This window comes from Dietzia sp. SL131 (genome assembly GCF_026672565.1).
GTDB classification, from domain to species: Bacteria; Actinomycetota; Actinomycetes; order Mycobacteriales; family Mycobacteriaceae; genus Dietzia; species Dietzia kunjamensis.
The window spans coordinates 3,630,423-3,654,921 of the sequence record NZ_JAPPRI010000003.1 but is presented as its reverse complement, the minus strand read 5'-3'; the positions used below and the strand labels follow the sequence as shown (position 1 = coordinate 3,654,921).

Below are 24,499 nucleotides of genomic sequence, written 5' to 3'. Positions count from 1 at the left end.
GACGGGTGAGGACTCGCTGACGGGAGTCCGATTCGTCGGCTAACTCTGCGCGATCACCACGCGTGGGCGTCCATCACGTCGAGGATCTGCGCCGAGCGGGCCGCGATGAGGTCGTCGTTCCAGTAACCCCAGCCGTGGATGCCGGTGGTGCGGTACTCGAACGTGGCCTTGTTCGGCGCGGCGTTCATGGTGTTCTGGAACGCCAGCGTCGAGCCGCGGGACAGGCCCTCGAGGATGATGCCGTTGAACGTGTTGAACACGGACTGCAGGCTGGAGGGCTGGTCGTACCGGCCCGGGATGGCGGACCCGGCGGTCACGTACATCGGGATGTCGCGCAGCTTGGCGGCGTTGAGCAGCGGGTCGTGCTCGCCCCACTTCGGCGAGCCCGGCAGACCCCACATGGCGAACGGGTCGCACTTGCACTGGTCGAACATCGCCAGCGGGATCATGGTGTACATGCCCGGGGCCGTGGGGTTCATGTAGCCGGAGAACACCGAGACCTGCTTGAACTGGTCGGGATGCTTGGCGGCGAGCGTCGCGGCCGCGGAGCCGCCCATCGACAGGCCGGCGACGGCGTTGTTGTTCGGGGCCACGCCGAAGTGGGCCTGCAGGTAGCCGGGGAGCTCCTCGGTCAGGAACGTCTCGTACTTGTACTCGAGCAGGTTGCCGCCCAGGTTGATGGGCCGCTCCCAGTCGGAGTAGAAGGACACCTGGCCGCCGACGGGCATGACCAGGGTGATGTTGTCCTGCAGGAAGATGCGCTGGGCCTGGGCGTCGTGGGTCCACGCGTTCCAGTCGTCACGGGCGCGCAGCCCGTCGAGCAGGTACAGACCGGCGTTGCCGCCGAAGCGGGCCGGCTGGACCTGGACCTTGATGTCCCGCTTCATGGCCGGCGAGTAGACGTTGCACAGCTGGACCCAGGAGGCGACCGGGTCCCACTGGCAGCCGGGACGCAGCCAGTTACGGAAGCCCACCGGGTTCTCGTCACCACCGGCCGGCCGGAACGCGGGGGCGGCGGGCGGCGCGGCAGCCGAGCCCGCGGACCCGAGGCTGGCCGACGAGCCCTGCTCGGTCGCCTGGGCACCGGCCAGGGCCGGGGCGCCGACGACGAGCCCTGCGGCCGTCGCCAGTGCGGTGAGCCCGGCGGCGAACCTGCGCCGGAGGGTGGAGTGGGACATTCGTGTGTTCCTTTGTTCGTTCCTGGTGCCCGGGAGGGCATCGGTGACGTTCATCGGACCGGCCCCACCAGGGGGAGGACCGGAACTGCGACATCGAGTTCATCGATACTGTCGCGCACTTTGGGGCAGGTGTTACAGGTCGGGGACCATTTCGACCCCCGACTGTTACCGTTTCGAGACAACAGCGTGCGCAACACTACCGAGTGCCCTGATACTTCTCCACTTCCTCCGGCATCGGCAGCCCGCACCTCTGGACCTCGTACGCAGGGATTCTGTTGATCCTGTACTCGGCGTATGAGAATGCATTCACCACGTTGGACCAGCGCCTCTCGAGGGTCAACGGGGCCGTGTAGGACTCGATGAGTGCCTGCGTGGCGGGACACTGGAGCGCGACCTCGGCCTGGTTCACCCAGTTGACGTCGATCCACCGCGGGAAGTTGACCCGGGTCCTCCACGACTCCGGTGCGCGCGAGCACCCAGTCGTACGGCAGGAACTTGTCATGCCCGATCCGGCCGTCCTCCATACGGTCCGTGTGCGCGGCCAGCGGCGAGGCGAGCCCGACGGTGTCGTAGACGTCCACGTCGAGCGGCAGGTTCATGCTGGTCATGCCGAGGTTGAGGAACACCACCGTCTTGAGGGGCTCCTCCGGCAGCTCGAACGGTGCCAACCCGGGCATCGGTCGGTCGTAGGACACCACGTCCCACCGGTCCTGGAACCCCGGCACCGGGAGGAATACCGCGCCGGTCCGGTTCCGGGTGACGTCGTTCACCAGGGCCCGCATCCGGGGGAAGTCCAGATAGTCCTCGGCGAGCAACGGGTGCCTGTGCCCGGTCCGCTGGATGTAGAACTGGCGCTCGTCGACGATCCCCGCCGACGTGATCGACTCCGGTTCCTCCCGGAACGGGTTCTCGGTGACCTGGACGGTCACCGCCCAGCCGACGACGACGAGCCACGCGGCCGCGATCGCCGGGACCGCCACCCGGCGCACCGAGGCCTCCGCGGACCCGCCGGCGGGACCGACGGGGAGGGGCACCACCGAGACCGGCAGGAGCAGGAGGAACAGAGACGGCAGCAGCACGCGGCCGTGCATGAAGTCGCCGCCGACGCGGATGACGTAGAGCAGCATCACCAGTGCCACCACGAGGAACACGATCGTGACGACCGGGGTGGAGCGGGCCCGGCGGCGCAGCCGCGGCCGGCGACCGCCCTCGTCGTCGTCGTGGTCGTCGGCGCCCCCACCGTCGCCGCCACCGTCGCCGACGCCGCCGCCACCGTCGCCTCCCCGCGGATCCGCTATCGTCCCTCCGGATCTGCTACTCCAATCCGGGTAGCGAATCCGGAGCGGGAGTAGCGGATTTCCGGGGCGGGGGGCGAGGCGGGCCCAGAGGGCGACCAGTCCCGCGACGAGCACGGCGGCCAGCGGCACCAGCAGGACGTACGGCGACAGCAGGTTCCACAGGTACTCGGCGCCCTTGTCCCACTTCGACCCGCCGGCGTCCTTGGCCACGGCCGTGAGCGGGTACGGCAGTGCGTAGAACGACATCCGCCAGACCTGGTAGACCACCGGGACCGTGCCGGCGATCACCACCAACCACCCGAGGTGACGCCACGACTGGTGGGCGACGGCCATCAGCGCCAGGAACGCCGCTGCGGCCAGCGCCATCTCGGGGCGGACCAGGGGGCCGAGCCCGGCGAGGAAGGCGATCGCGGCCGTGCCCGGGGTGGGCAGGCCGAACCGGCCCTCACGATGGGGCGCCCGCGCCCACAGCTGCAACCCCAGCCACATGGCGCCGATCCAGCAGATGACCAGGCCCGTCTCGAGACCCGAGGTGGCGAAGTCGCGGGCCGGGGGCAGCATCACGTAGACCAGCACGCCGAACGGCAGCAGCACCATCGGCCCACCGGCCGGTGCGCGGCGGGTGCCGCGGTACATCACGCGGGTGCCCAGCATCGCGAACACCACCGCGAGCATGCTCAGCGTGAGCGCCACACCCAGGACGACCAGTTCGAGCCGGTACCCGACGATCTCGTGGACGCCGTAGATGAGGTACGTCCACAGCGTGGAGGTGTTGGACTCGACCCGCTCCCCCGCGTTGAACACCGGGCCGTTGCCGGCGATGAGGTTGCGGACGGTGCGCAGGACGATGAGGCCGTCGTCGGCGATCCACCGGCGCTGCCAGGCGCCGGCGAAGAAGACCGCCACCACCACCACGACCCCGGTCCAGAAGACCGCCCCGGTGCGCCCGAACCGGCGCGCCGCCGCCACCTGCGACATCGTCCGTCCGCCGGACTCAGGCGATCGACGGGACGATATAGACGCCGATCACGACGGTGAGGACCCACAGCGCCGCGAGGACCTGCAGGACGCGGTCGCCGAGGGCGATGTCCTCGGGCTCGCCGGCCTGCGCGGCGTCGACGTCGACCGCGTAGCGCAGGACGGCGATGGTGAACGGCACGATCGAGATCTGCAGCCAGATCGCCGCCCCGTTCGGCTGCGTCGGGTCGGAGCCGCGGTCGTACGCCCACAGCGCGTAACAGAGCACGAGCACCGTGGCCGAGAGCGTCCAGACGAACCGCAGGTAGGTGGGGGTGTAACTCTCCAACGCCTTGCGGATCTTGGCGCCGGTCTTCAGGTGCAGGCTCAGCTCGGCGTAGCGCTTGCCGGCGGCCATGAACAGCGAACCGAACGCCATGACCAGCAGGAACCACTGCGAGATGTCGACCTCGGCGGCCGCGCCACCGGCGACCGCGCGCAGCAGGAAGCCGGAGGAGACGAACGCGATGTCGAGCACCGGCTGGTGCTTGAGCCCGAAGCAGTACATGAGCTGCAGGACGATGTACACGGCCACGACGATCGCCAGGGCCGGGTGCGCCAGCAGCACCGAGATCGCGATCGACGCGATGATGAGTACCACCGCCATGCCGTACGCCAACCCCACGGGCAGGACGCCCGCCGCGATGGGGCGGAACCGCTTGGTCGGGTGGGCGCGGTCGGCCTCGACGTCCAACGCGTCGTTGATGAGGTACACGCTCGAGGCGGCCATGCAGAACGCCACGAACGCGATGAACACCGAGAACAGGACGCTGCCGTCGGTGAGGGTCTGGGACCCGGCCGCCGCGGGCGCGGCGATGACGAGGACGTTCTTGACCCACTGACGCGGCCGGAGCGCCTTGACCATGCCGTCGAGGAGGTTCTTGGGCGGCGCGCCCTTGGCATCCTCCTCCGCCTCGGCGATGTCGTCGATCTCGTTGGCGGTGTGCGGTTCGGCGCCGAGGAGGTGGTGGTCTGCCCCGCCCCGGGTCACCGGCGCTCCGGACTGATCGGTCATCGCTTCTCCTCGCGGTTCTGGGTGACGCCTGGGCCCGCCGCGCCGTCGCGCAGTGTCTCGGGCAGCACGCTCTGGACGGCGGCCGAGGGCCACACGGCGCGGGTGAGCGCAGCGCAGCCCGCGCCGACCGCGGCTCCGGCGAACACATCCGAAGGGTAGTGGACTCCCAGCACCAACCTCGACGCCAGCATGACCGGCACGAGCGCCGGCGCCACCGGGACCCCGACCACCGACCCCGCGAGCAGCGCGAACGCGGTGGTCGACGTGGCGTGGGACGACGGGAAACTGAGCTTGGAGGGGGTACCGACGCCGACGGTCACCGCGGGGTGGTCCGGGCGCCGCCGACGGATGACGCGCTTGACGACGACGGAGGTGGCATGGGCGCCGACGCTGCCGAGGCCGACCATCGCCCACCGACCGCGGCGGGCCGGATCGACGGCCATTCCCGTTGCCGCGACCGCCATCCAACCCAGCGCGTGCTCGCCGACATGCGATAGCGTCACGGCCGCCTCCCGGGAACCGGGCACGGCCAACAGCTGACGCTGGATCGCCGCCAGCAACCGGACCTCGCCGGTCGGTACGGGGATCTCCACGGCGGGATCGGACACCACCGGATCAGGATTCGAAGACACGGCCCCAGGCCTCCTTGGTCACGAGATCGGCGTGGGCGTCGCGGTAGCGGCGGCGCATCTCCGGGAACCGGCGGAACAGCTCACGGTGCACGGCGGCCGACTCCTTGAACAGGGCGGCGGCGAGGTCGCGGTCGCGCTTGCGGTAGACGACCCCGCGACCGTCGGCGGTGGTGACGGTCGCGCCGTCGACCCTGCTGAGCGAGTACCAGCGGGCCTCGATCGGCGGGAAGTTCGCCTGCGGCACCTCGTGGTGCGTCTTGTCGTCCCTGCTCAGGGTGTGGGCAAGGCCCCGCGCCAGCGCCACCGCCTTGCGGACCGGGCCCCTCGGCTCGGAGTGGATGCCCGCCGGGCCACCCGACGGTGCGGGCAGGTCGACGGCCGACGGGATGACCACCGCGTCGGGGAACTCCGCCCGCATCGCGCGCACCTTGGGCAGCGCGGTGGGCAGCAGTTCGTACAGGGCCTCCGGCCCCCTCAGGAAGTCCCGGATGGCCTCGATCTGGATGGCGACCGTCGAGTACTCGAGGCACACCAGGTGCTTGACCAGCGCCTTGAGGCTGGACTGCATGATGCCCCTGTGGTCGCCGTCGTGGTACATCGACGCCACCACCAGGCGGTTGCGCAGGTGGAAGTAGGCCTGCCAGTCGATCGCGTCGTCCTTGTCCGACCACGCCATGTGCCAGATCGCCACGCCCGGCATGGTGACGGTGGGATGGCCGGCCTGCCGCGCGCGCAGCCCGTATTCGGCGTCGTCCCACTTGATGAACAGCGGGAGCGGCTGCCCGATCTTCTCGGCGACCACGCGCGGGATGAGGCACATCCACCAGCCGTTGTAGTCCACGTCGATGCGGCGGTGCAGCGGCTTGGGGTTCTCGCGGTCCGTCAGCTGGTAGCGCGAGAAGTCGTAGTCGTAGTCCGCGTGCGGGGCGGCGGTCCACATGAAGTCGTGGGCGCCCACCACCTCGCCCATGGTGTGCAGGTGGCTGCGTTCCTGCAGGTTGAGCATCTGCCCGCCGACCAGCATCGGGACCGTGGAGAAGCGTCCGAACGCCAGGGCCCGCAGGATCGAGTCGGGCTCGATCTCGATGTCGTCGTCCATGTACAGGATGTACGGGGAATCGGTCAGCCTGCGCGCCTCGTACATGATGCGGCTGTAGCCGCCCGAGCCGCCGAGGTTGGGCTGGTCGAAGATGTGGAGTCGGTCCCCGAGGAACTCCGCCGCCTCCGCGAAGCCGGGCTCGTCGCGGACCTTGCGGTCGCCCTGGTCGGGCATGAGGACGGCGTCGATCACGGCGTCGACCTCGGGATCGGAGGTCAGTGCCCGCAGCGCGGCCACCGCGTCGCCGGGCCGGTTGAACGTGGGGATGCCGACGGTGACCCGCCGGTCGTTGGGCACCTGTACGGCCGGGTCGGGCGTGCCGTCCGGGCGGGCGTCGGGACGCGTGGGCGGTGCGTCGACCGAGGAGTACCACCCGCCGGCGAGCAACTCCACGTCCGTGTCGGAGGTGAGGTCGAACCAGATCCAGCCGCCGTCCTCGAACGGGCCCAGGTCGCAGACGAACTCGACCGTCGTCACCTGGTCGGCGCGGCCCGGTTCGCCGACGACGTCACCGGTGACCGCGATCCGCGAGCCGTCGATCTTGGAGCGGTACAGGTCCACGCGACCGGAACCGCGCACCGTCAACCGGAGGACGACCTCGCCGAGGACGGACCAGCGCCGCCAGTACGCCGCGGCGAACGCGTTGAAGTAGGTGGCGAACGAGACCTCGGAGTCGGCCCCGATCCGCAGGGAGGTCCGGGCGGAGGAGTGCGCGCGCCGGACGTTGGTGGGCGCCTCGGCGAGGTAGAGCGAGCGCACGTCGAGCGGTTCACCGGCCCGCGGCAGGATGATGCGTTGGAGGCATTCCCGGCCACGTGGAGCGGAGAGCGCGACGACCGACCGCTCGATCTCGTCGATCAGTTCGTGGTGGCCGTGGTGTTCCATGTGTGCCAGTCCCCGTCCCGACGGCCGGGGGCCGCCCTCATCAGCCTTGCTGCGCCTCGCCCTGCCCGCACGGCGGGCAGGAAAGCCGGGTCGATCGTACCCGTCGGGGGCGTGATGCCCAGTCCAGCACGCGCCGCGGCCCACCCGGGCCGGCGGAAGAAGTAGGTTCGTCCCATGCACCTCACCGGATCCGCCCGCCGCCGCCCGACCGTCCGCACCGCCCTGGGGGTGCTCGCCCTCGCCACGCCCCTCGCGCTCGCCGGGTGCGGCTCCGATGACGCCCCGTCCGACGACGCGGCGACCACCGGGGCGACCGCGGCGTCCCAGTCCGAGGGCCGCGAGTCCGGCGGGTCCACCGGGGGCGCTGTCGAGTGCCCGCCCGCCGAGGGCGCAGCGGAGCGCACCACCTCGTTCGACTCGGCCCCGCCGATGTGCCTGACCGACGGCGTCGACTACTCCGCCGTCATCACCACCGACGCCGGCCCCGTCACCGTGGACCTGCTCGAGGAGAAGGCCCCGGAGACGGTGAACAACTTCGTGTTCCTGGCCCGCAACAAGTACTACGAGGGCATCACGTTCCACCGCGTCATCCCCGGCTTCATGATCCAGGGCGGCGACCCCCAGGGCACCGGCAGCGGCGGCCCGGGATACGAGTTCGCCGACGAGCTGCCCGAGTCCGGCGAGTACGAGATCGGGTCGATGGCCATGGCCAACGCCGGACCGGACACCAACGGCTCCCAGTTCTTCATCGTCACCGGCGACTCCGGCGTCTCCCTGCCGCCGGACTACAGCCTCTTCGGCACCGTCACCGACGGAATGGACGCCGTCACCGCTATCGAGGACGACGGCAGCCCGCAGGGCCGGCCGCAGACGCTGCACACGATCGAGTCCGTGGAGATCGTCGAGGGCTGAGCCCGCCCGGGCCGGACGCCCGGGCCGGGCGGCTCTAGTACCCGCTCGACCCTCCGCCGCCGGAGAACGACGCGTTCGAGTAGCCGGTGGTGGTGGAGCTGGCCGCCTGCGCCGCCTGCACGTCGTGCGCGTGCCAGCTGGAGACCACATAGAACGGAACGAAGCCGTTGTAGCCGTACCCGGCCCGCCAGTCCCGGTCGTACAGCCGGGGCGCGTGGCGGTCGCCCGCGTCGTCCGCCGTCTCGACGTCCGCCATCTCGCGCGCCCGGATCGCCTCCACGACGATCCGGTAGTCGACGACGAGCCGGGCGTAGCGGTCCATGAAGTCGGGCGCCTGCGTATCCCGGGCCAGCTCGTCGGCGCGGGTGTCCAGTGCCCGGGCCTCGGCGGCCAGTCGCTCGTCCTTCGTCCCCAGCGCCGCGGCGAGCATGTCCTCGTGCAGCTCGCCGAGCTGGCGACGCCGCACCTCGGCGTCGCCCTGCTCCATGCGGAAGAGCTGGTCGATGTTCTGCTCCGCCGTGGTCATCTGGTCGACCGTGGTGTGGGCGGTGTCGATGTCACCGGCCTTGGCGCGGAACTCGGCGTCCGTCGAGTCGGGCCGCAGGTCACCGATCCGGCCCATGACGGTGTCCAGCGCGAGGAACCGGCCGCGCACGTCCTCCCACTGGGAGCGCAGCTCGTCGTCGGCCAACGGGGAGGTGAGCGAGTTGGCGCGGATGTCCAGCCCGCTGAGCTCCCCCGCGACCCGTCCGTATTCGCGGGAGACCCGGTCGTACCGCTCCCTCGCCGTCGTCGCCTTCTTCTTGCGGCTCGCCGCGACCCCGGCGCCGACCGCGCCCGCGACGACCACCCCGGCCCCGGCGAACGCCCACGGCAGCCACGCCGGCGCGGGCTCGGGCTCCGGCGCCTGCACGGTGGGATCGGCCGCCGCCTGCGCACCCGCCAACAGCCCGACCGCGTGGTTCTCGCGCCGCATCGGGTCCTTCATCGCCTCGAGCGAACCGTCGAGGTGGCCGCCCTCGAAGAGGTCGAGCGCGGCGCACACGTCGTCCCCGCAGTAGATGCCGACGTCACGCGCCTCCGTGTCGTTGGCCACGATCAGGGTCCCCGGCGCCCACTTCTCCCTGTCCTCCGCCACGAGATCCGGTCGCTCGGCCTGGGCGAAGCGCTCGGTGGTGTCGTTGAGGTTGTCGCCGTCGTCGTCGAAGACCAGGTACTCGACGCGCGCCACCTGCGGCGGGAACGCGATGCGCCCGGTCTCGGTGCGGAGCAGGTCCTGGTCCCCGGGTGAGAGCACGCCCGCGCGGTCGGTGATGCCGACCTCGACCGTCTGCGCCGGGGCCGGCGCGGGGGCGGGGGCCGGCGCCTGCGCGCGGGCCGGCGCGAGCGGGAACAGCAGGAGCAGCAGTCCCGCGACGCCGGCGAGCACCACGAGCAGGCGCAGGGCCGGGGCGGTCGTCGTCCGTGTCATGACCCGAGCCTAGTGCCGCAGGTGGGCGGTGGCGGCGACACCGGTCGGCGATAGTCTCGACCGGGTGTTCGTCCTGGAAACGCTCATCGCCCTCACCGTCGCCCTGACGACCGCGTTCGGCGGCCTCGTCGCGGAGGACCTCATCACCCGAGACGCCTCGTGCACGATCTCCTCCGTGCCGGACCTGTGGTCCGAGGCCTGCACGTCCCCGTCCCGGCTGGGCTGGTTCGTCGGCACCCTCGTCGTGCTCGTCGTGGCGATGGCCGTGCGGGCGTGGCTCCTCGCCCACAACGGCACCCTGTACTACCTGCGCCTGCTGCCGGCCGAGAGCGCGGACCGGATGCGCGCCGCGGTGGACGTGGCCAACGCGCGCAGCCTGGGCTTCCGTTCTGCCACCGGGTGGTTCGGCACCGCGAACGAGGTGGTGGACCTGCGCCGCGAGGTCGACCACGTCTCCGACGAGCTCGAGCGGGCGATGAACGACGACGACGACGCGACCGGCTTCGTCCTGGCCCCCAACCTCGCGTTCCCGGCGGCGCTGGCGGTCGGATACGACGTCCTCCTGCGCGAGCGCACCCACCTCGCCGAACTGCCGGTCGAGGCACGCAGGCGCCGCCTACCCGGCGGCGACACGGGCGTGCGGACGGTGTACTTCGACGACGGCGACGACATGTGGGCCGAGCGCCGGTGGCGGTCCCGCCGCAGCCAACCCGGAGCCGAACTGTCGATGATCACCCTTCCCGCCGGGTCGGCGACCGCGGCGAGGGCGGACCGGACCACCGTGCGGACGGTCTGGCTCTCCCTCCAGCTGGACGGGGGCGGTCCGGTGTCCGAGGTGGACGCGGGGCATCCACTGCGGGAGGCGGCGGACCTCGTCGTCGTCGTCGCCCCCACCGGCGGTTCTGGCGCGCCCACCGGCGGACCCGCCACCGGCACGAACGGTGACCGCATGGGCGACGCCGGCCCGGGCGCAGCCCAGACCCTGGTCCCCTGGACGCTCCCCGCCGGACGGTGGTACCCGGGCGCGAGCGGGCGGCAGATCGACCGGCGGGCCTTCGCGCGGCTCGTCGAGGAACTGTCGGGCGCGGTCGAGCAGGTCCTCGACGACTACCCGGAGGCGCAGGTCCTGCTGTCCGGTCGGATGCCACGGAGTGTGGCGTTCGCGCTGGGCTACGTGATCTCCCAGCGCAAGGACGACCGGATCGAGGGCAAGCGCGCGGCCCTCCACCCGACCCGGGCCGACGACACCCGCGCCGAGCGCGCCCAGGCCCTGGCCGAGAACGAGGGGCTGAGCTCGCTGAGCCGCTTCTGGACCTCGGTCACCCCGGTGCTCGAGCACCTCGGCGAGGCCAAGCCCACGCTGGTGCACATCGCCCAGCGCGACGCGGTCGTGCGTGGGCTCGTCGCCCCGGCCGGCCGCACCACCGCCGAATCCGCTACCCCGACTGGGGATCCGCTATCCCGATAGGAGTAGCGGATCCCGAGTCCGAGTAGCGGATCCTGGGGGTGAGGCACGCGGTGCGGGCCCGGCGCCGCGGCGAGCAGGCTCAGCCCTCGAGCGCGGCGCCGTCCCGCAGGTGCGGCGCCAGGGTGTTGTCGAACATCGTCAGCGCCGAGGCGATGGCCATGTGCATGTCGAGGTACTGGTAGGTGCCCAGCCGCCCACCGAAGAGCACCTTGTTGGCGGCAGTCTCGGCCTTGGCCCGCTCGCGGTAGGCGGCCAGCCGCTCACGGTCGGTGGACTCGTTGATCGGGTAGTACGGCTCGTCGTCGCGCTCGGCGAAGCGGCTGTACTCGCGCATGATCACCGTCTTGTCGGTGGGGTAGTTCTTGCGCTCCGGGTGGAAGTGGCGGAACTCGTGGATGCGGGTGTAGTCGTATTCCGCGTCGTTGTAGTTCATCACCGGGGTGCCCTGGAAGTCGCCGGTGGGCAGGACCTCGGTCTCGAAGTCCAGGGTGCGCCAGCCGAGCTCGCCGTCGGCGTAGTCGAAGTAGCGGTCCAGCGGGCCGGTGTAGACCACCGGCGCGTCGGGGCTCGCGGCACGGACGGCCTCGCGGACGTCGAACCAGTCGGTGTCGAGCACCACGTCGATCTTGTCGTCCGCCGCCATGTTCTCCAGCCACGCGGTGTAACCGTCGACGGGCAGGCCCTCGTGGGTGTCGTTGAAGTAGCGGTTGTCGAACGTGTACCGGACGGGCAGGCGGGTGATGTTGCCAGCCGGCAGGTTCTTGGGGTCGGTCTGCCACTGCTTGGCCGTGTAGTCCTTGATGAACGCCTCGTACAGCGGGCGGCCGATCAGGGAGATGGCCTTCTCCTCGAAGTTGGCCGCGTCCTCGGCGGAGAACTCGGCGGCCTGCTCGGCGATGAGCGCGCGGGCCTCGTCGGGCGAGTAGTAGCGGCCGAAGAACTGGTTGATCAGGCCCAGGCCCATGGGGAACTGGTACGCCGTGCCCTTGTGCATGGCGAACACGCGGTGCTGGTACCCGGTGAAGTCGGTGAAGCGGTTGACGTACTCCCACACCCGCTCGTTGGAGGTGTGGAACAGGTGCGCGCCGTACTTATGGATCTCGATGCCGGTCTCCGGCTCGGGCTCGGAGTAGGCGTTACCGCCGATGTGGTGGCGCCGATCGAGCACCAGGACGCGCTTGCCGAGCTCGGTCGCCGCCCGCTCGGCGACGGTCAGGCCGTAGAAGCCCGACCCCACCACGATGAGGTCGTAGGTGTCCCACTGCCGTTCGCCTGCCATAACCGTCGGGCCTTTCCGTAGTACGTCGCCGCGGTGTCCGCCGGGTAGTGCGTCCGCCGGCCGCTCGCCTGACCGCGCGCCGGTCGGCGCGGGTGCGGGTCCCAGGGTATCCGGCGGGTCGGGGGTGGGTTCAGGGCACGCCGACGACGACGAGGTGGACGACTTCTCGAGACGACCGCGGTGGCCCACGGTGCAGGTGGGGCGTCGGCGCCGTCGTACGCCGGTTCGAAACTACATCCCTGTAGTCCCAATATTCACGTCTTTATCACTTGGTTTCACGAGTTTCTTGGATAACATTGACCTCGTTCGTCACATTCGTCCCAGTGGTCGCGCTCCGGTGCGGCCTCCGGGCAGTTGTGCCCCGCTGGTGAGCAGCTTCGGGACACAGACATCTGATCTGGAGAAGCCCTTGAGAACACGACGCCGCCCCCTGTACATCAGTGGTCGACGCCGGACCCTCGCCCTGGCGGTGGCGGTCGCGGCGTCCGTCGTCACGCCCCTCGCCGTGTACGGGGCGGACCAGGTCGTCCAGTCCGGCGACGACATCGCCACCACCGCGGGCAGCGCCCTGCCCACCGCCGAGACCGAGGTCCCGCTGGCCGAGGCGCCTCCGGCCGTCGGCGTGGAGACCGACATCGCCTCCGGCGGCACCACGGTCCGCCAGGTCACCTCCGACACACCGTTCTCGATGGCCGGCGTCACCTGGAAGGGGCACAACCCGGCCGCCGTCGCCACCCTGCGCGCCCAGAACCCCGACGGCTCGTGGGGCCCCTGGTACGAGGCCGAGTCCACCGACGGCAAGGGCGAGAGCGTCACCGGCACCGGTGGCACCGAGCCCGTCTATCTGGGGACCGACACCACCGCCGTCCAGATCACGCTCTCCGGGATCGACCTCGCCGACTCCTCGCTGGCCGACGCGCCCGAGGTCACCGTCCCCGACGACGAGGCCGCCCCGGCCCCCGCGAAGCCCACCGAAGACGCCGCTCCCGCCGCCGCTGATACCGGCGCCGCTGATTCCGCCCCCGCTGACGCGGACGTCGCGGCCACCCGCGCGGCCGAACCCGCCGCCCCCCGGACCTCTGCTCCCGCCGCGCCCGCCGGCCCCACGTCCGAGCCGGCCCGGCCGGCCGCCGACAGCGCCCCGCCGGTTCCGACCCGGTACGCGGACATCAAGCCCGTCGCCGAGACCTCGGGCCTCGACGCCGGCTCGGGCAGCGCCGATTCAGGCAGCACCGACCTGGGCAGCACCGATTCGATCGAACCCGCCTCGGTCAAGGCCGTCCTGCTCTCCCCCGACGACACCCCGACGCCCGATCCCGAGGCGTTCGCCGACATCACCGCCTCCGGCGGCAGCGGCACGCACGGGGACATCGCGGCCAGGCAGCCGTCGATCATCTCCCGCTCCGGCTGGGGCGCCGACGAGTCGATCCGCTGCCGCAGCGCGAGCTACGACCCCACCCTCGCCGCGGCGGTCGTGCACCACACGGCGGGCAGCAACGACTACTCCCGCGAGGGGTCGGCCAGCGTCATGCGCGGCATCTACACCTACCACGCACGCACGCTCGGCTGGTGCGACGTCGGGTACAACGTGCTGGTCGACAAGTACGGCCAGGCGTTCGAGGGCCGCCACGGGGGGCTCAGCCGCAACGTCCAGGGCGCCCACGCCGGCGGCTTCAACGGCAACACCTGGGGCATCTCGATGATGGGCGACTACTCGACCGTCTCCCCGTCGGACGCCACCGTCCGCAAGGTCGGCGAGATCATCGGCTGGCGACTGTCGGTCGCCGGCGTCGACCCCAAGGGCACCGACACCCACTACTCCGAGGGCACCTCGTACACCAAGTACTCGTACGGGACCGCCGTCCGGCTGCCCAACATCTTCGCCCACCGCGACGTCGGCCTCACGTCCTGCCCGGGCAACTCCGGTTACGCCAAGATGGGCCAGATCCGCGACATCGCGGCCTCCTACGCCAAGAGCGGCGGGGGCGGCGCCCCGGCCCCGACCCAGCCGAGCCCCAGCCCGGGCACGGGCGGTGGCACCGGTGGCGGCGGTGGCGGCGGTGGCGGCGGTGGCGGCACCGGTAGCGCGGATCTCCCGTCGGTCATCACGCAGGGCAGCGTCCAGGAGGCCGTGACCTCCGCGCTGCGAACCGTCCTCACCGGCGGCAAGCTCGATCCCGCGACCCTGACCCGGATCCTCACCGGCGGCAGGTCGCTGGCCGACATCCCGATCGACGCGGGCTCGGTGCAGGACGCGATCGGCCTCGACGCGGGCTCGGCACAGAACGTGCTCAGCCGCGACTTCTCCGGGCTCGCCCAGAAGCTGGCCGGCCCGCTCGGCAAGGCACTGTCCGGAGTCCAGCGCTTCGGCGACGTCTCCCTGGTCAAGCACGAGAACGGCGCGCTGTACTCCTCACCCGAGACGGGCACGCACCCCGTGTGGGGCGTGATCGGCGACGCGTGGGCCGCCCAGGGCTTCGAGCACGGCCCGCTCGGACTGCCGGTCTCCGCGGAGGCCGAGCGCGCCGACGGGACGGTCGCCCAGCGGTTCGTCGGCGGCACGCTGGTCTACGACCCGGCGACCCGGGAACTCACCGTCGAGCCGAACCCCTGATCCTCGGCCGGCGCCGCCCGATCACCGGGCGCGCGCCGGCCGACCACATCGTGCGGACCGGGTCCCACCAGGTGTGCACCCCTCCCCCACCCGGGGCGGCGTGCACACCGGGGAAGTGGTGGGGACCGGTCCGCATCCCATTTCGACCCATTTCGACAGGGCCTCGGTCGGGTCCGCCGCTCAGCCCCACCAACGCCGTAGGACGTGCGCGATCCCGGCTTCGTCGTTGGTGAGCGTGACCTCGTCGGCGGCCGCGTGCACGGAGGGGATCGCGTTGCCCATCGCGACCCCGTGATCTGCCCAGCGCAGCATCTCCAGATCGTTGGGCATGTCGCCGAACGCGACGGTGACCGGAACCGCGTCGGACGGGACGGCCGCGCCGGCCGCCGTCCCCGCCGCGATCCGGGACAGCCCACTCGCCTTGGTCACACCGCGGGCCGCGAACTCGATCAGCCCGTCGGTGGTCGAGTAGGTGAGATCCGCCAGGTGGTCCACCTCCCCGCGCAGTGCCGCCGCCATGTCGGCGCTCGGCATACCGGGGACCCGGGCGAGCAGTTTGAGCACCGGCTCGGAGAGGACCTCGTCGTGACCCACCTCGAGGTGCGCGGGATGGATCCAGGCGTGTTCGTAGTCTGGGCTGGCCACGAAATCGGCATCCGCGGCGTCGGCGCCCAGGCGCTCGGCCGCGATCCCGCTGCCGGGCAGCAGCCTGCGCAGCACCTCGTCGATCGCGGCGAGCGTTTCGGGATCGAGGAGACTGGTGGCCAGGAACTCGCCACTGTCGGTGTCCATGATGACGGCTCCGTTGGCGCAGACCGCCAGGGGCGCGACGGGCAACTGGTCGACCACCTGGGGCAGCCAGCGTGGCGGGCGTCCGGTGGCCAGGACGAACGTGGCCCCGTCCGAGACGAGGTCCGCCACGACGGCCCGGTTCGCGGCCGGGACGAGGTGATCGTTGTCGATCAGGGTCCCGTCGACGTCGGAGGCGACGAGCAGCGGTCGGGAACGGGTCACGGAGCGTCCGGGCCCGCCGGTCCCTCCGGCTCGTCACCGGCATCGGCATCCGGGTCGACTGCCTTCTGGGCACGGCGTCGCATGCGCTCGGCGTGCTCGGCCTCGTCCAGGGCGGTGGCCTCCTCCAACGTGGGGGCGGAACCGCCGAGGCGGGCGGGCACCCAGTTGGCGCCGGCCGGGTAGGCGCCGTAGCGCTCCGCGTACTCCTGTTGGAGGCGCTCCAGGGTGGCCTGGATGCGGGAGCGCAGCTCCTCGGTGCACTCTGCGACGGGCTCGTAGGCCCGCATCGGCTCGCCGACCTCCATCATGATCGGCACCTTGGGGCGCAGGAGCTTCTTGGGCAGGCCCTTGGTCCACACCCGCTGCGATCCCCACAGGGTCACGGTGATGATGGGGACATCGGCCGCCAGTGCCATCCGCACCGCGCCCGACTTGAAGCCCTTGACCTCGAAGCTGCGGCTGATGGTGGCCTCGGGGAACACGCCGACCAGCTCGCCGGCCCGGAGACGGGCGACAGCCTCGTCGAAGGACGCCTTGCCCGCCGTCCGGTCGACGGGGATGTGCTTGAGCTCGCGCATGATCGGCCCGGACACCTTGTGGTCGAACACCTCGACCTTGGCCATGTAGCGGATGAACCGCTTGTGCACGCGCGCCGGAATGCCGCCGTAGACGAAGTCGAGGTACCCGGTGTGGTTCATCACCACCACCGCCCCACCGACCTCGGGGAAGTTGCGCTCCCCGCGAATCGTGAGGTCCAGGCCCTGGACCTTGAACATTGTGCGGGCGAACCCGATGATCCCCGTATAGAGCAGCTCCACGGCCACCAGCGTAGCCGCCCGCACCGACACTGGTGCCCGCCCCTGCCGGTAGGTTCGGCGGGGTGGATGACGCCCCCTTCGATTCGGTCGACCCGGTGGCACGCGGCCGCCACTACTCCTGGCCTGCCCTGCCGGATGCGGCCGAGCGCAGCGTGCACGCGGGTCTGGAGGCGCTGCGCCTCATCATCGACGGCGAGCGACACCTCTCCCCCGGCGCGCACACGCTCGGCGTCCGCTTGTCCGCGGCCGAGGTGGGCGCGGTGACCATGACGGCCGAGCCCGCGGAGTGGGCGCTGAACAACGGCGGGACGGTCCACGGCGGGATCGTCTCCGGGTGGGTGGACACGGCGCTCGGCTACGCGACGGCGACGGTCGTGGAGGAGGGCGTCGGCTACAGCACCCTCGACCTCACCGTGCGGTACATCCGGGCGCTTCGGTTGGAGCGCACGCCCGCCACGATCCGCGCGGAGGTCGAGCACGCGGGCCGGTCGACGTGCGTGGTGCAGGTCCGGGTCACCGACACCGACGGCCGGACGTGCGCCAGCGCGAGCGGCGTGATGATGCTGTTCCGCCCGTGACCCGGGCGGCGGCCCGCGAGGCGTCCGACGACCTCGTCGTCGTCCCCGGACACCCCGGCGACCACCCGCGGTTCGTGGTCAGCGGATCGGCTCGAGCACGTCCTTGCCGACGAACGGCCGCAGCGCCTCCGGCACCACGACGGAGCCGTCGGCCTGCTGGTGGTTCTCGAGGATCGCCACCAGCCACCGCGTCGTGGCGAGGGTGCCGTTGAGGGTGGCGGCGGTCTGCGTCCGACCCTCGTCATCGCGGTACCGCACACCCAGGCGGCGGGCCTGGAACGTCGTGCAGTTGGAGGTCGAGGTGAGCTCGCGATAGGTGCCCTGGGTGGGGACCCACGCCTCGCAGTCGTACTTCCGGGCCGCCGAGGAACCGAGATCGCCACCCGCGATGTCGATGACGCGGTACGGCAGGCCCATCGCCTCGAGCATCTCCTTCTCGAACCCCAGCAGACGCTTGTGCTCGGCGTGCGCCTCCTCGGGCCTGCACCACGAGAACATCTCCACCTTGTCGAACTGGTGGACGCGAATGATTCCGCGGGTGTCCTTGCCGTGGCTCCCGGCCTCGCGGCGGAAGCAGGAGGACCAACCGCAGTACCGCTTCGGGCCGTCCGACAGGTCGAGGATCTCGCCCTGGTGGTAGCCGGCGAGCGCCACCTCGGAGGTGCCGACCAGGTAGAGGTCGTCGGCGTCGAGCTTGTAGACCTCGTCGGCGTGCGCGCCGAGGAACCCGGTGCCCTGCATGATCTCCGGTCGCACCAGGACGGGCGGGATCATCATCGTGAAGCCGTTGGCGGTCGCCTTCTGCGCCGCCAGCTGCAGCATGCCCAGCTGCAGCAGGGCGCCGTAGCCGGTGAGGAAGTAGAAACGCGCGCCGGAGACCTTCGCTCCGCGCTCCATGTCGAGCAGCCCCAGGCTCTCGCCGAGCTCGAGGTGGTCCTTCGGCTCGAAGTCGAAGGTCGGGATCTCGCCGACGCGCTCGATCTCCACGAAGTCGTCCTCGCCGCCGGCGGGCGTGCCCTCCTCGACGACGTTGGACAGCAGCCGCTGGAGTCGCTCGACTTCCGCCGCGGCGGTCTTCTCGGCCTCCTCGGCGTCCTTGGCCGCCTGCTTCAACGCACCCGCGGCCTCGAGCAGCGCGGGACGCTCGTCGGGCGAGGCCTGTCCGACCTTCTTGCCGTGGGCCTTCTGTTCGGCGCGGGCCCCGTCCGCGGCCGCGATCGAGGACCTGCGGGCCTCGTCGGCGGTGAGCAGCTGGTCGACCAGCGACGGGTCCTCACCACGGGTGCGCTGGGAGTCGCGGACGACGTCGGGGTTCTCGCGGAGCAGCTTGAGATCGATCACGCACCTCAGCCTAGCGGCCCCACCCGGCCGGCCCGAGCCGCGACCGTGGCCGCGGGTGGATCAGACGCCGAACAGCTCGAGGAAGGCGTCCTTCTCGAACATGCGCGCGGTGTCGACCGCGGTGGGTGTCCCGCCGTAGGGGTCCGCACCGGCCTCGAAGAGCGCGCGGACGACCTCGCCGTACCCCTTGAACACCGCTCCCGCCAGCGGCGTCTGGCCCCGGTCGTTGGCGCGGTCCACCTCGGCGCCGCGTTGGAGCAGGGCGCGGACGGTGTCCGGGTGCCCGTTGTAGGCGGCGAGCATCAGCAGGGCGTCGCCCCGCTCGTTGGTGAGGTCCGGGCTCACCCCGGCGTCGACATACGCCGCGAGCCGCTCGGTCTCGCCGTCGCGGGCCAGCTGGAACAGCATCTGTGCGAACTCGAGGACCTCCGGGTCCACCCCGTCCCGCGGCGAGCGCACGTCGCCGTCCGCACCGGCCGGCTCGTCGTGGTTCTGTCCGCTCATGCAGTGGATCCTATCGGGACCGCGCGATTGCGGCATCATGGAAGGCGATGACCACTTCCACCCGATCGTCGCGCCGTGGTCGATCGCTGCTCCGCACACGGGGCGCGGTCATGGCCTCCCTCCTCGCCATCCTGTCCGGCGGGGCGGTCACCGGTGCGCTCATGGCGTCGGCGATCAACGATCCCAATTCCTCCCGCGCCGAGCGCATCGCGGCGGTCGTCCCGCAGGTCGACCCGCGCACCCTGTCGGGGCCCGCGTACGCCGAGGCCGCGCCGGGTACCTGCCTGACCTGGTCGCTCGACGCCGCGGACCGCGTCACCTCGTTCGACACGGTGGACTGCGCCGAGCCGCACCGGTTCGAGGTGGCGGCCCGGATCGACCTGTCGGAGGTCCCCGGTTTCGGGGAGGGCGCGCCGCTGCCGGTCAGCGCCGAGCTGGCGCCGGTGGGGACCGAGCGCTGCCTCCCGCTGATCTCCAGGTACGCCGACGGGCGCGAGGTCGACCCCGACGGCCGTTTCACCGGGCTCGTCGTGCCGCCGTCCGAGGAGGGCTGGGACAAGGGCGACCGCAGCGTGCTGTGCGGTGTCGCCGCCGCCGAACTCGACGGGCGCTCCGCCCTGTCGACGGGCACGTTCGCCGAGGCCGACCAGCACCGTCGGTGGGACCCGGGTACCTGTCTGGGCTTCACCGACGAGGGCCTGCCCGGCGCGACCACGCCCTGTTCGGAGGACCACTCGATCGAGATCGTCGCCGACGTGGACGTCTCCGCCGTGTTCCCGGAGGGGCCGGTCCCGCCGGACCCCCGCCAGCAGTCCGAGCTCACGGCCGACGCCTGCCGGGAGGCCGGTGTCGCCTACCTCGGTGACGCCGAGGCACTGCGGCGGACGACCCTCATCTCGACGCTGGTCAACCCGATCTCGGAGGTCTCGTGGCAGACGGGTAGCCGGACCGTCAACTGCGGGTTGATGAAGGCCGCGGAACCCGGCCCGTTCGCGGTACTCCGGGGATCGGCGCGCCAGGGCGTGCTGGTCGACGGAGCCACCCCGGTCGCTCCCACCACCACGCAGATCCCGCCGCCGGGTCAGCCGCCGGGGGGCGTCCCCGGAGCCCCGACCGACACGGGCCAGGGCACGGTGTCGGTACCGGTGCCCGGCGGGACGCCGTGAGCCTCCGCGTCACCGAGACGCGATTCGAGGAACTGGTGGACGACGCGTTGGACTCGGTGCCCGACGCGCTGTTCGAGGCGATGGACAACGTCGTCGTGCTCATCGCCGACCGCCACCCGGACGAGCCCGACCTGCTGGGCCTGTACGAGGGGGTGGCGCTGACCGAGCGTGACACCACCTACTCGGGGTTCCTCCCGGACACCATCACGATCTACCGGGGCGCACTGTGCGCGTTCTGCTCCACCGAGGAGGAGCTGGTCCACGAGGTGGCGGTGACGGTGATCCACGAGATCGCGCACCACTTCGGGATCGACGAGGAGACGCTCCACGCGCTCGGCTGGGGCTGAGCTCGATCTGGGCCGAGCTCGATCGGGGCCGAGCCCGCCGCCGTCAGTACCCCGGCCGCCCCGGGTGGTCGCCCCACCGTTCGCACGACCAGCCGCCGCCGTCCGGAGCGAGCTCGATGACCCCGCAGTTGGAGATCCGGTTGTCCAGCGCCCACTGCGAGGGGACGGCGCCGGCGAACACGGCGAGCATCCGCATGAGCGTGCCGTGCACCACTAACACCACGTCCACGGCGTTGTCGAGATGGGACTCACGCAGCTCGGCGATCAGCGGCATCGCCCGGTCCCGCACGTCCAGGGCGCTCTCGCCGTCGGGGAGCCGGGAGGCGAGGTCGCCGAGCTCCAACCAGTCACGCACCACCCGGTTGTAGGCCAGGAGCGCCTCGGCACCGGTCTGCATCTCGTAGCGGCCGGCCTGCACCTCGTGGACGCCGGGCACGGCCTGGGTGGGCAGGCCCATCTCCCCGGCAATGAGCCCGGCGGTCTCGCGGGCGCGCGCGGCCTCGGAACTGAGCACGACGGACGGCCTGATCCCCGACCCGGCCAGCTCCCCGCCCACCAGCCGTGCCTGATCGCGGCCGAGGTCGGTGAGCGGTGCGCCGGGCAGGGCGGTGTCGAGGGCGCCGGCGACGTTGGACGGGGTCTGCCCGTGGCGGACCAGGTGGAGGCGGGCGCTCACCCCGCGTCCTCCCCGCGTCGCAGGCGGTCGAGCCAGTCGATCTCCTCGGCGCGGTCCGGTGGGGGCGCACCGGCCTCACCGCCGCCGGCGACGGGCCACGACCCGAGGTAGCGCAGGTCGGCGGTCCGGTGACGCAGCGCGACGAGCGCCTCCGCCACCGCGGGGTCGTCGATGTGCCCGACGAGGTCCACGTGGAACAGGTAGGTGAACCGCTCGACGCGGGTGGGCCGGGAACCGATGCGCGTGAGGTCGATGTCGCGGATCGACAGTTCGGTGAGCGCCTGGACGAGGGAGTTGGGCTCGTGGGGCAGCCCGAAGATCACGCAGGTGCGGTCGCTGCCGGTGCGCGGCGGCGGCGCGGCGGGCCGTCCGACCAGCACGAACCGGGTGCGCGCCCCGCCGATGTCGGCGACGTTCTCGGCGAGCGGGACCAGTCCGTTGATCTCGCCGGCCCGGCCGGGCGCGGCGGTGGCGTCGGCGGTGCCGGCGGCGACCTCCTCGGCGCCGGCCGCAGTGGAGGAGGTGGTCTCGATGTGGGCCCGGGGCAGGTTCATCCCCACCCAGCGGCGGACCTGCGCGGCGGCGACGGGGTGGGTCCGCAGGACGCGGACGTCGTCGGCGGCGGTGCCGGGCCGGACCAGGATGGAGAACACCACGTCGAGTTCGGTCTCGGCGAAGATCTGCAGCCGGTCCCCCACCGCGAGCGCGTCGCTGGTGGGGTTGACGGTGCCGTCGACGGAGTTCTCGAACGGCACGCACGCGTAGTCCGCGGTGCCGGCGCGGACCATGGCCAGCGCCTCGTCGGGGGTGCCGGCGGGGACCGCCTCGGCATCGGCGAGCAGCACCGAGGTGCACGCGTCCGAGCGGAGTCGGTGCAGGGCGGCATCGGTGAAGGTGCCGGGCGGGCCCAGGTAGGCGACGGTGACCACGACGACAAGCCTAGCCAGCGTCAGGGACCGTCGACCGACGCGAGGTCCGCCGAGACGGCATCGACCCGCCCGCCGGGCACGAGGGCGCACGTGACCACGTCGCGGATCGCCTCCCGGGCCGACCTCGACAGGCCCAGGATCCGGGCCGGGTCCGGTCCGGCGATCGCCGCGCGGACGTCCGCCCCGGTCATGGCGGCCACGGCTCCGGCCAGGATCGCCCACACCTGATCGGCGTCGGCGCAGCGGGGCACCAGCCCGGATCCGAACCCGACCCCGGAGTGCGCGGCCACGGCCAGCAGGTCCGCGAGGTGGTCGGCGGCGGGCCCGGGGCCGGCCAGCCCGGGTGCCACGTCGACGACCGCGGGCGTTCCCGCGGCGAGCACCCCGGCCACCGCGTCGAGCGCGGGCAGGCCGGCGGCGGCCGCGGGTTCCACCTCGACCGGGGCGGGCGCCGACCAGCGCGCCAGGGCCGACACAATCGACGCCTCGTCCACCACGAGGTCGTCCAGCAGATCCGGCCGGGAGGGCCCGCGACCGAGCAGTTCGAGCGACACCGTCATGGCCTCAGGTCTACACCCCCCGCGATGACCCCAGGGCCACACCCCGCACGTTGCTACGCTCTCCCCGATGGGTACCGACGACTCCCCCGTGCCCGGGTACGCGGCCGACTACACCCCCGCGCCGGACGACGCCCCGGACGCCTCTCACCTCACGCCTGAGGAGAAGCGCGGGCCGCGCACCGTCCACGTGGCACTGGGCCTGCTGGCCGCGTTGCTCGTCGCCGCCGTGGCCACGAACCCCGCGTCGGTGCTGCCCCGGGACTCGACCCTGTCCGGCACCTACTACGTCGACGAGGGCTCCGGGCTCGAGCTGCAGGTGCCGGTCGGCTGGCGTGTGATCGACGACCCGGAGTGCGGCAGTGTGCAGCTGAGGCCGGTCGGGACCGGCCGGGCCCTGGACACCCGCATCCTCGCCGGTCCGCTGGACGCCGGGATCGCCGCCGCCGCGATCACCGATGACCAGGGGGCCGCGACCGCGCTCGCGGAGACCATCCAGTTGTACGTCCTGGGCGTGTCCGGGACCCGTGACGAACAACGGGTGGTCCCCGTGGACAACGAGGCGGGCACGGGCGCCGCGATCTCCTACGTGGTGGTCCCGGACGGCATCCCCGACCAGGACTCCGGCGGGTTGGTGTACACCGCCGTATTCGGTTCCGAGGACAGCCGGTGGTGGGTGGCGTACGTGACCACCGCGCAGCAGTCCGCTCCCGGCGTCCGGTGGATGGACCGGATCGTCGACCACGTCCGGCTCCCCGAGTGACCGGGGGGAGGTGAGCGGGTCGATGCCACCGGCCTCCGGCGCGGGACGGGTCCGCGCAGCCCTCTCGCCCCGCGAGGCGTTCGCCCGGTATGCGGCTCGGTTCGACCCGGTCACCGACCCCCGTGTCCGCCGGCTGCTGGTGGCCGAGCTCGTCGTCGTCCTGGCCGTCACCTTCGGCCTGTCCGGCGCCTACGCCGTCCTCGACCTGGTCTCCGCGCTTCTCGCACCGGCGGACCTCGGGGAGCAGACCGCCGCCCTCAACGTCTCACGCTCGGAGCACTCGTGGCTCGACCTGGCCTACCAGGCGCTCGGGGTCCTGCGACTGCTGGCGTGGGCGCTGCTGCCGCTGGTGTTGCTCGCCCATTCCGGGCTCGGCGCGCGGGCCGTCGGGCTCGTGCGCGACCGTCCGGGCCGTCAGATCGCGTGGGGGCTCGCGCTGACCGCTGTCATCGGCGTCCCCGGGCTGGCGTTGTACCTCGGCGCGGTCGCCGCGGGCGTCAATCTGCAGGTGTCGGCATCGGGTCTGGGCGAGACGTGGTGGCGGCCCGTCGTGCTGGTGCTGTCCGCTGCCGGCAACGGCGCCGCCGAGGAGATCCTCGTGGTGGGGTACCTGCTCATCCGGCTGCGCCAGCTGGGGGTGCCGCCCGCACTGGCCCTGGCGGCCAGCGCCCTGCTGCGCGGGTCGTACCACCTCTACCAGGGGTTCGGCGGCGGGCTCGGGAACCTGGCGATGGGTGTGGTGTTCGCGTTGTGGTGGATGCGGACCCGCCGGCTGTGGCCGCTCGTGCTGGCGCACACGCTGCTCGACGTGGTCGCGTTCCTCGGCTACGCGCTGCTCGCCCCGCACCTGTCGTGGCTGTGACCGCCCGACTCGTCGCTGTGACCGCCCGGCCACCGCTCCGCGCCCCGTACCGCTTCAGGTTGCGCGTCCCGATTGG

At 72.0% G+C, this 24,499-nt stretch carries 22 protein-coding genes; 8 read left to right on the top strand and 14 right to left on the bottom strand.

The features are described from left to right. Window positions 1-53: 53 nt before the first annotated feature. Genes OVA21_RS18135 through OVA21_RS18115 form a run of 5 tightly spaced genes read right to left on the bottom strand, consistent with a single transcriptional unit; the run spans window position 54 to window position 7,124 of the window. The gene (locus OVA21_RS18135; RefSeq protein ID WP_096906241.1) at window positions 54-1,178 is read right to left on the bottom strand and encodes an alpha/beta hydrolase; all 1,125 of its coding nucleotides are present in this window, start codon (window positions 1,176-1,178) and stop codon (window positions 54-56) included. Window positions 1,179-1,228: 50 nt separating this feature from the next. Beyond that, a complete protein-coding gene (locus tag OVA21_RS18130; protein ID WP_268093034.1) occupies window positions 1,229-3,454 on the bottom strand; it encodes an arabinosyltransferase in 2,226 nt (741 codons plus the stop codon). 16 nt (window positions 3,455-3,470) lie between these two features. Further along, entirely contained in the window at window positions 3,471-4,508 is a 1,038-nt protein-coding gene (locus OVA21_RS18125) for a decaprenyl-phosphate phosphoribosyltransferase (RefSeq protein WP_096906243.1), read from the bottom strand. After that, window positions 4,505-5,140 (bottom strand): phosphatase PAP2 family protein, encoded by a 636-nt coding sequence (locus OVA21_RS18120; protein ID WP_069388758.1) that lies wholly within the window; start codon window positions 5,138-5,140, stop codon window positions 4,505-4,507. Before OVA21_RS18120 ends, OVA21_RS18125 begins: the two co-directional genes overlap by 4 nt. Further along, the gene (locus OVA21_RS18115; protein WP_069388759.1) at window positions 5,124-7,124 is read right to left on the bottom strand and encodes a glycosyltransferase; all 2,001 of its coding nucleotides are present in this window, start codon (window positions 7,122-7,124) and stop codon (window positions 5,124-5,126) included. The genes OVA21_RS18120 and OVA21_RS18115 overlap by 17 nt, the downstream gene beginning before the upstream one ends. 174 nt (window positions 7,125-7,298) lie before the next feature. Between OVA21_RS18115 and OVA21_RS18110 the strand changes: the two genes are divergently transcribed. Further along, window positions 7,299-8,036: a peptidylprolyl isomerase gene (locus OVA21_RS18110; RefSeq protein WP_096906244.1), complete on the top strand. Its 738-nt coding sequence runs from the start codon at window positions 7,299-7,301 to the stop codon at window positions 8,034-8,036. Window positions 8,037-8,070: 34 nt separating this feature from the next. Here OVA21_RS18110 and OVA21_RS18105 read toward each other — a convergent pair whose 3' ends face one another. Next, window positions 8,071-9,507 (bottom strand): DUF5129 domain-containing protein, encoded by a 1,437-nt coding sequence (locus tag OVA21_RS18105; protein ID WP_132062199.1) that lies wholly within the window; start codon window positions 9,505-9,507, stop codon window positions 8,071-8,073. A 64-nt stretch (window positions 9,508-9,571) separates the two neighbouring features. Here OVA21_RS18105 and OVA21_RS18100 point away from each other — a divergent pair, with 64 nt between their 5' ends. Further along, window positions 9,572-10,975: a hypothetical protein gene (locus tag OVA21_RS18100; protein ID WP_268093033.1), complete on the top strand. Its 1,404-nt coding sequence runs from the start codon at window positions 9,572-9,574 to the stop codon at window positions 10,973-10,975. Window positions 10,976-11,054: 79 nt separating this feature from the next. On the opposite strand, the gene glf is transcribed toward OVA21_RS18100, so the two are convergent. Then, complete coding sequence (glf, locus tag OVA21_RS18095; RefSeq protein WP_268093032.1) at window positions 11,055-12,254, bottom strand: UDP-galactopyranose mutase; 1,200 nt, start codon at window positions 12,252-12,254, stop codon at window positions 11,055-11,057. Window positions 12,255-12,663: 409 nt separating this feature from the next. Between glf and OVA21_RS18090 the strand changes: the two genes are divergently transcribed. Beyond that, complete coding sequence (locus tag OVA21_RS18090) at window positions 12,664-14,868, top strand: N-acetylmuramoyl-L-alanine amidase (RefSeq protein ID WP_268093031.1); 2,205 nt, start codon at window positions 12,664-12,666, stop codon at window positions 14,866-14,868. A gap of 180 nt (window positions 14,869-15,048) precedes the next feature. On the opposite strand, the gene OVA21_RS18085 is transcribed toward OVA21_RS18090, so the two are convergent. Both OVA21_RS18085 and OVA21_RS18080 read right to left on the bottom strand, forming a co-directional pair. Further along, window positions 15,049-15,882 (bottom strand): HAD family hydrolase, encoded by an 834-nt coding sequence (locus OVA21_RS18085; protein WP_069388725.1) that lies wholly within the window; start codon window positions 15,880-15,882, stop codon window positions 15,049-15,051. Continuing rightward, window positions 15,879-16,700: a lysophospholipid acyltransferase family protein gene (locus OVA21_RS18080; RefSeq protein ID WP_069388731.1), complete on the bottom strand. Its 822-nt coding sequence runs from the start codon at window positions 16,698-16,700 to the stop codon at window positions 15,879-15,881. The genes OVA21_RS18085 and OVA21_RS18080 overlap by 4 nt, the downstream gene beginning before the upstream one ends. Window positions 16,701-16,762: 62 nt before the next feature. Between OVA21_RS18080 and OVA21_RS18075 the strand changes: the two genes are divergently transcribed. Continuing rightward, window positions 16,763-17,278, top strand: coding sequence for a PaaI family thioesterase (locus tag OVA21_RS18075; protein WP_069388726.1), 516 nt, complete (start codon window positions 16,763-16,765; stop codon window positions 17,276-17,278). Window positions 17,279-17,356: 78 nt separating this feature from the next. On the opposite strand, the gene serS is transcribed toward OVA21_RS18075, so the two are convergent. Further along, complete coding sequence (gene serS / locus OVA21_RS18070) at window positions 17,357-18,619, bottom strand: serine--tRNA ligase (protein WP_096906247.1); 1,263 nt, start codon at window positions 18,617-18,619, stop codon at window positions 17,357-17,359. A gap of 60 nt (window positions 18,620-18,679) precedes the next feature. Beyond that, window positions 18,680-19,123: an ankyrin repeat domain-containing protein gene (locus OVA21_RS18065; RefSeq protein ID WP_067714851.1), complete on the bottom strand. Its 444-nt coding sequence runs from the start codon at window positions 19,121-19,123 to the stop codon at window positions 18,680-18,682. Window positions 19,124-19,170: 47 nt separating this feature from the next. Between OVA21_RS18065 and OVA21_RS18060 the strand changes: the two genes are divergently transcribed. Then, window positions 19,171-20,289 carry a septum formation family protein gene (locus OVA21_RS18060; RefSeq protein WP_256820814.1) on the top strand — a complete coding sequence of 373 codons (1,119 nt, stop codon included), beginning with the start codon at window positions 19,171-19,173 and terminating at the stop codon, window positions 20,287-20,289. Continuing rightward, window positions 20,286-20,636, top strand: coding sequence for a metallopeptidase family protein (locus OVA21_RS18055; RefSeq protein WP_067714854.1), 351 nt, complete (start codon window positions 20,286-20,288; stop codon window positions 20,634-20,636). The genes OVA21_RS18060 and OVA21_RS18055 overlap by 4 nt, the downstream gene beginning before the upstream one ends. 43 nt (window positions 20,637-20,679) lie before the next feature. Here the strand turns inward: OVA21_RS18055 and OVA21_RS18050 are convergent, their stop codons facing one another. The 3 genes from OVA21_RS18050 to OVA21_RS18040 are packed head-to-tail and all read right to left on the bottom strand — an operon-like array spanning window position 20,680 to window position 22,801. After that, window positions 20,680-21,312, bottom strand: coding sequence for a histidine phosphatase family protein (locus OVA21_RS18050; protein WP_069388730.1), 633 nt, complete (start codon window positions 21,310-21,312; stop codon window positions 20,680-20,682). Continuing rightward, window positions 21,309-22,241, bottom strand: coding sequence for a prephenate dehydratase (gene pheA, locus OVA21_RS18045; RefSeq protein ID WP_132062207.1), 933 nt, complete (start codon window positions 22,239-22,241; stop codon window positions 21,309-21,311). The genes OVA21_RS18050 and pheA overlap by 4 nt, the downstream gene beginning before the upstream one ends. Window positions 22,242-22,261: 20 nt before the next feature. Continuing rightward, entirely contained in the window at window positions 22,262-22,801 is a 540-nt protein-coding gene (locus OVA21_RS18040; protein ID WP_096906249.1) for a hypothetical protein, read from the bottom strand. Between the two features lie 67 nt (window positions 22,802-22,868). Between OVA21_RS18040 and OVA21_RS18035 the strand changes: the two genes are divergently transcribed. Beyond that, complete coding sequence (locus OVA21_RS18035; RefSeq protein ID WP_442778942.1) at window positions 22,869-23,561, top strand: APA family fibronectin-binding glycoprotein; 693 nt, start codon at window positions 22,869-22,871, stop codon at window positions 23,559-23,561. 22 nt (window positions 23,562-23,583) lie between these two features. After that, the gene (locus OVA21_RS18030) at window positions 23,584-24,423 is read left to right on the top strand and encodes a CPBP family intramembrane glutamic endopeptidase (protein ID WP_069389643.1); all 840 of its coding nucleotides are present in this window, start codon (window positions 23,584-23,586) and stop codon (window positions 24,421-24,423) included. Window positions 24,424-24,499 lie beyond the last annotated feature (76 nt).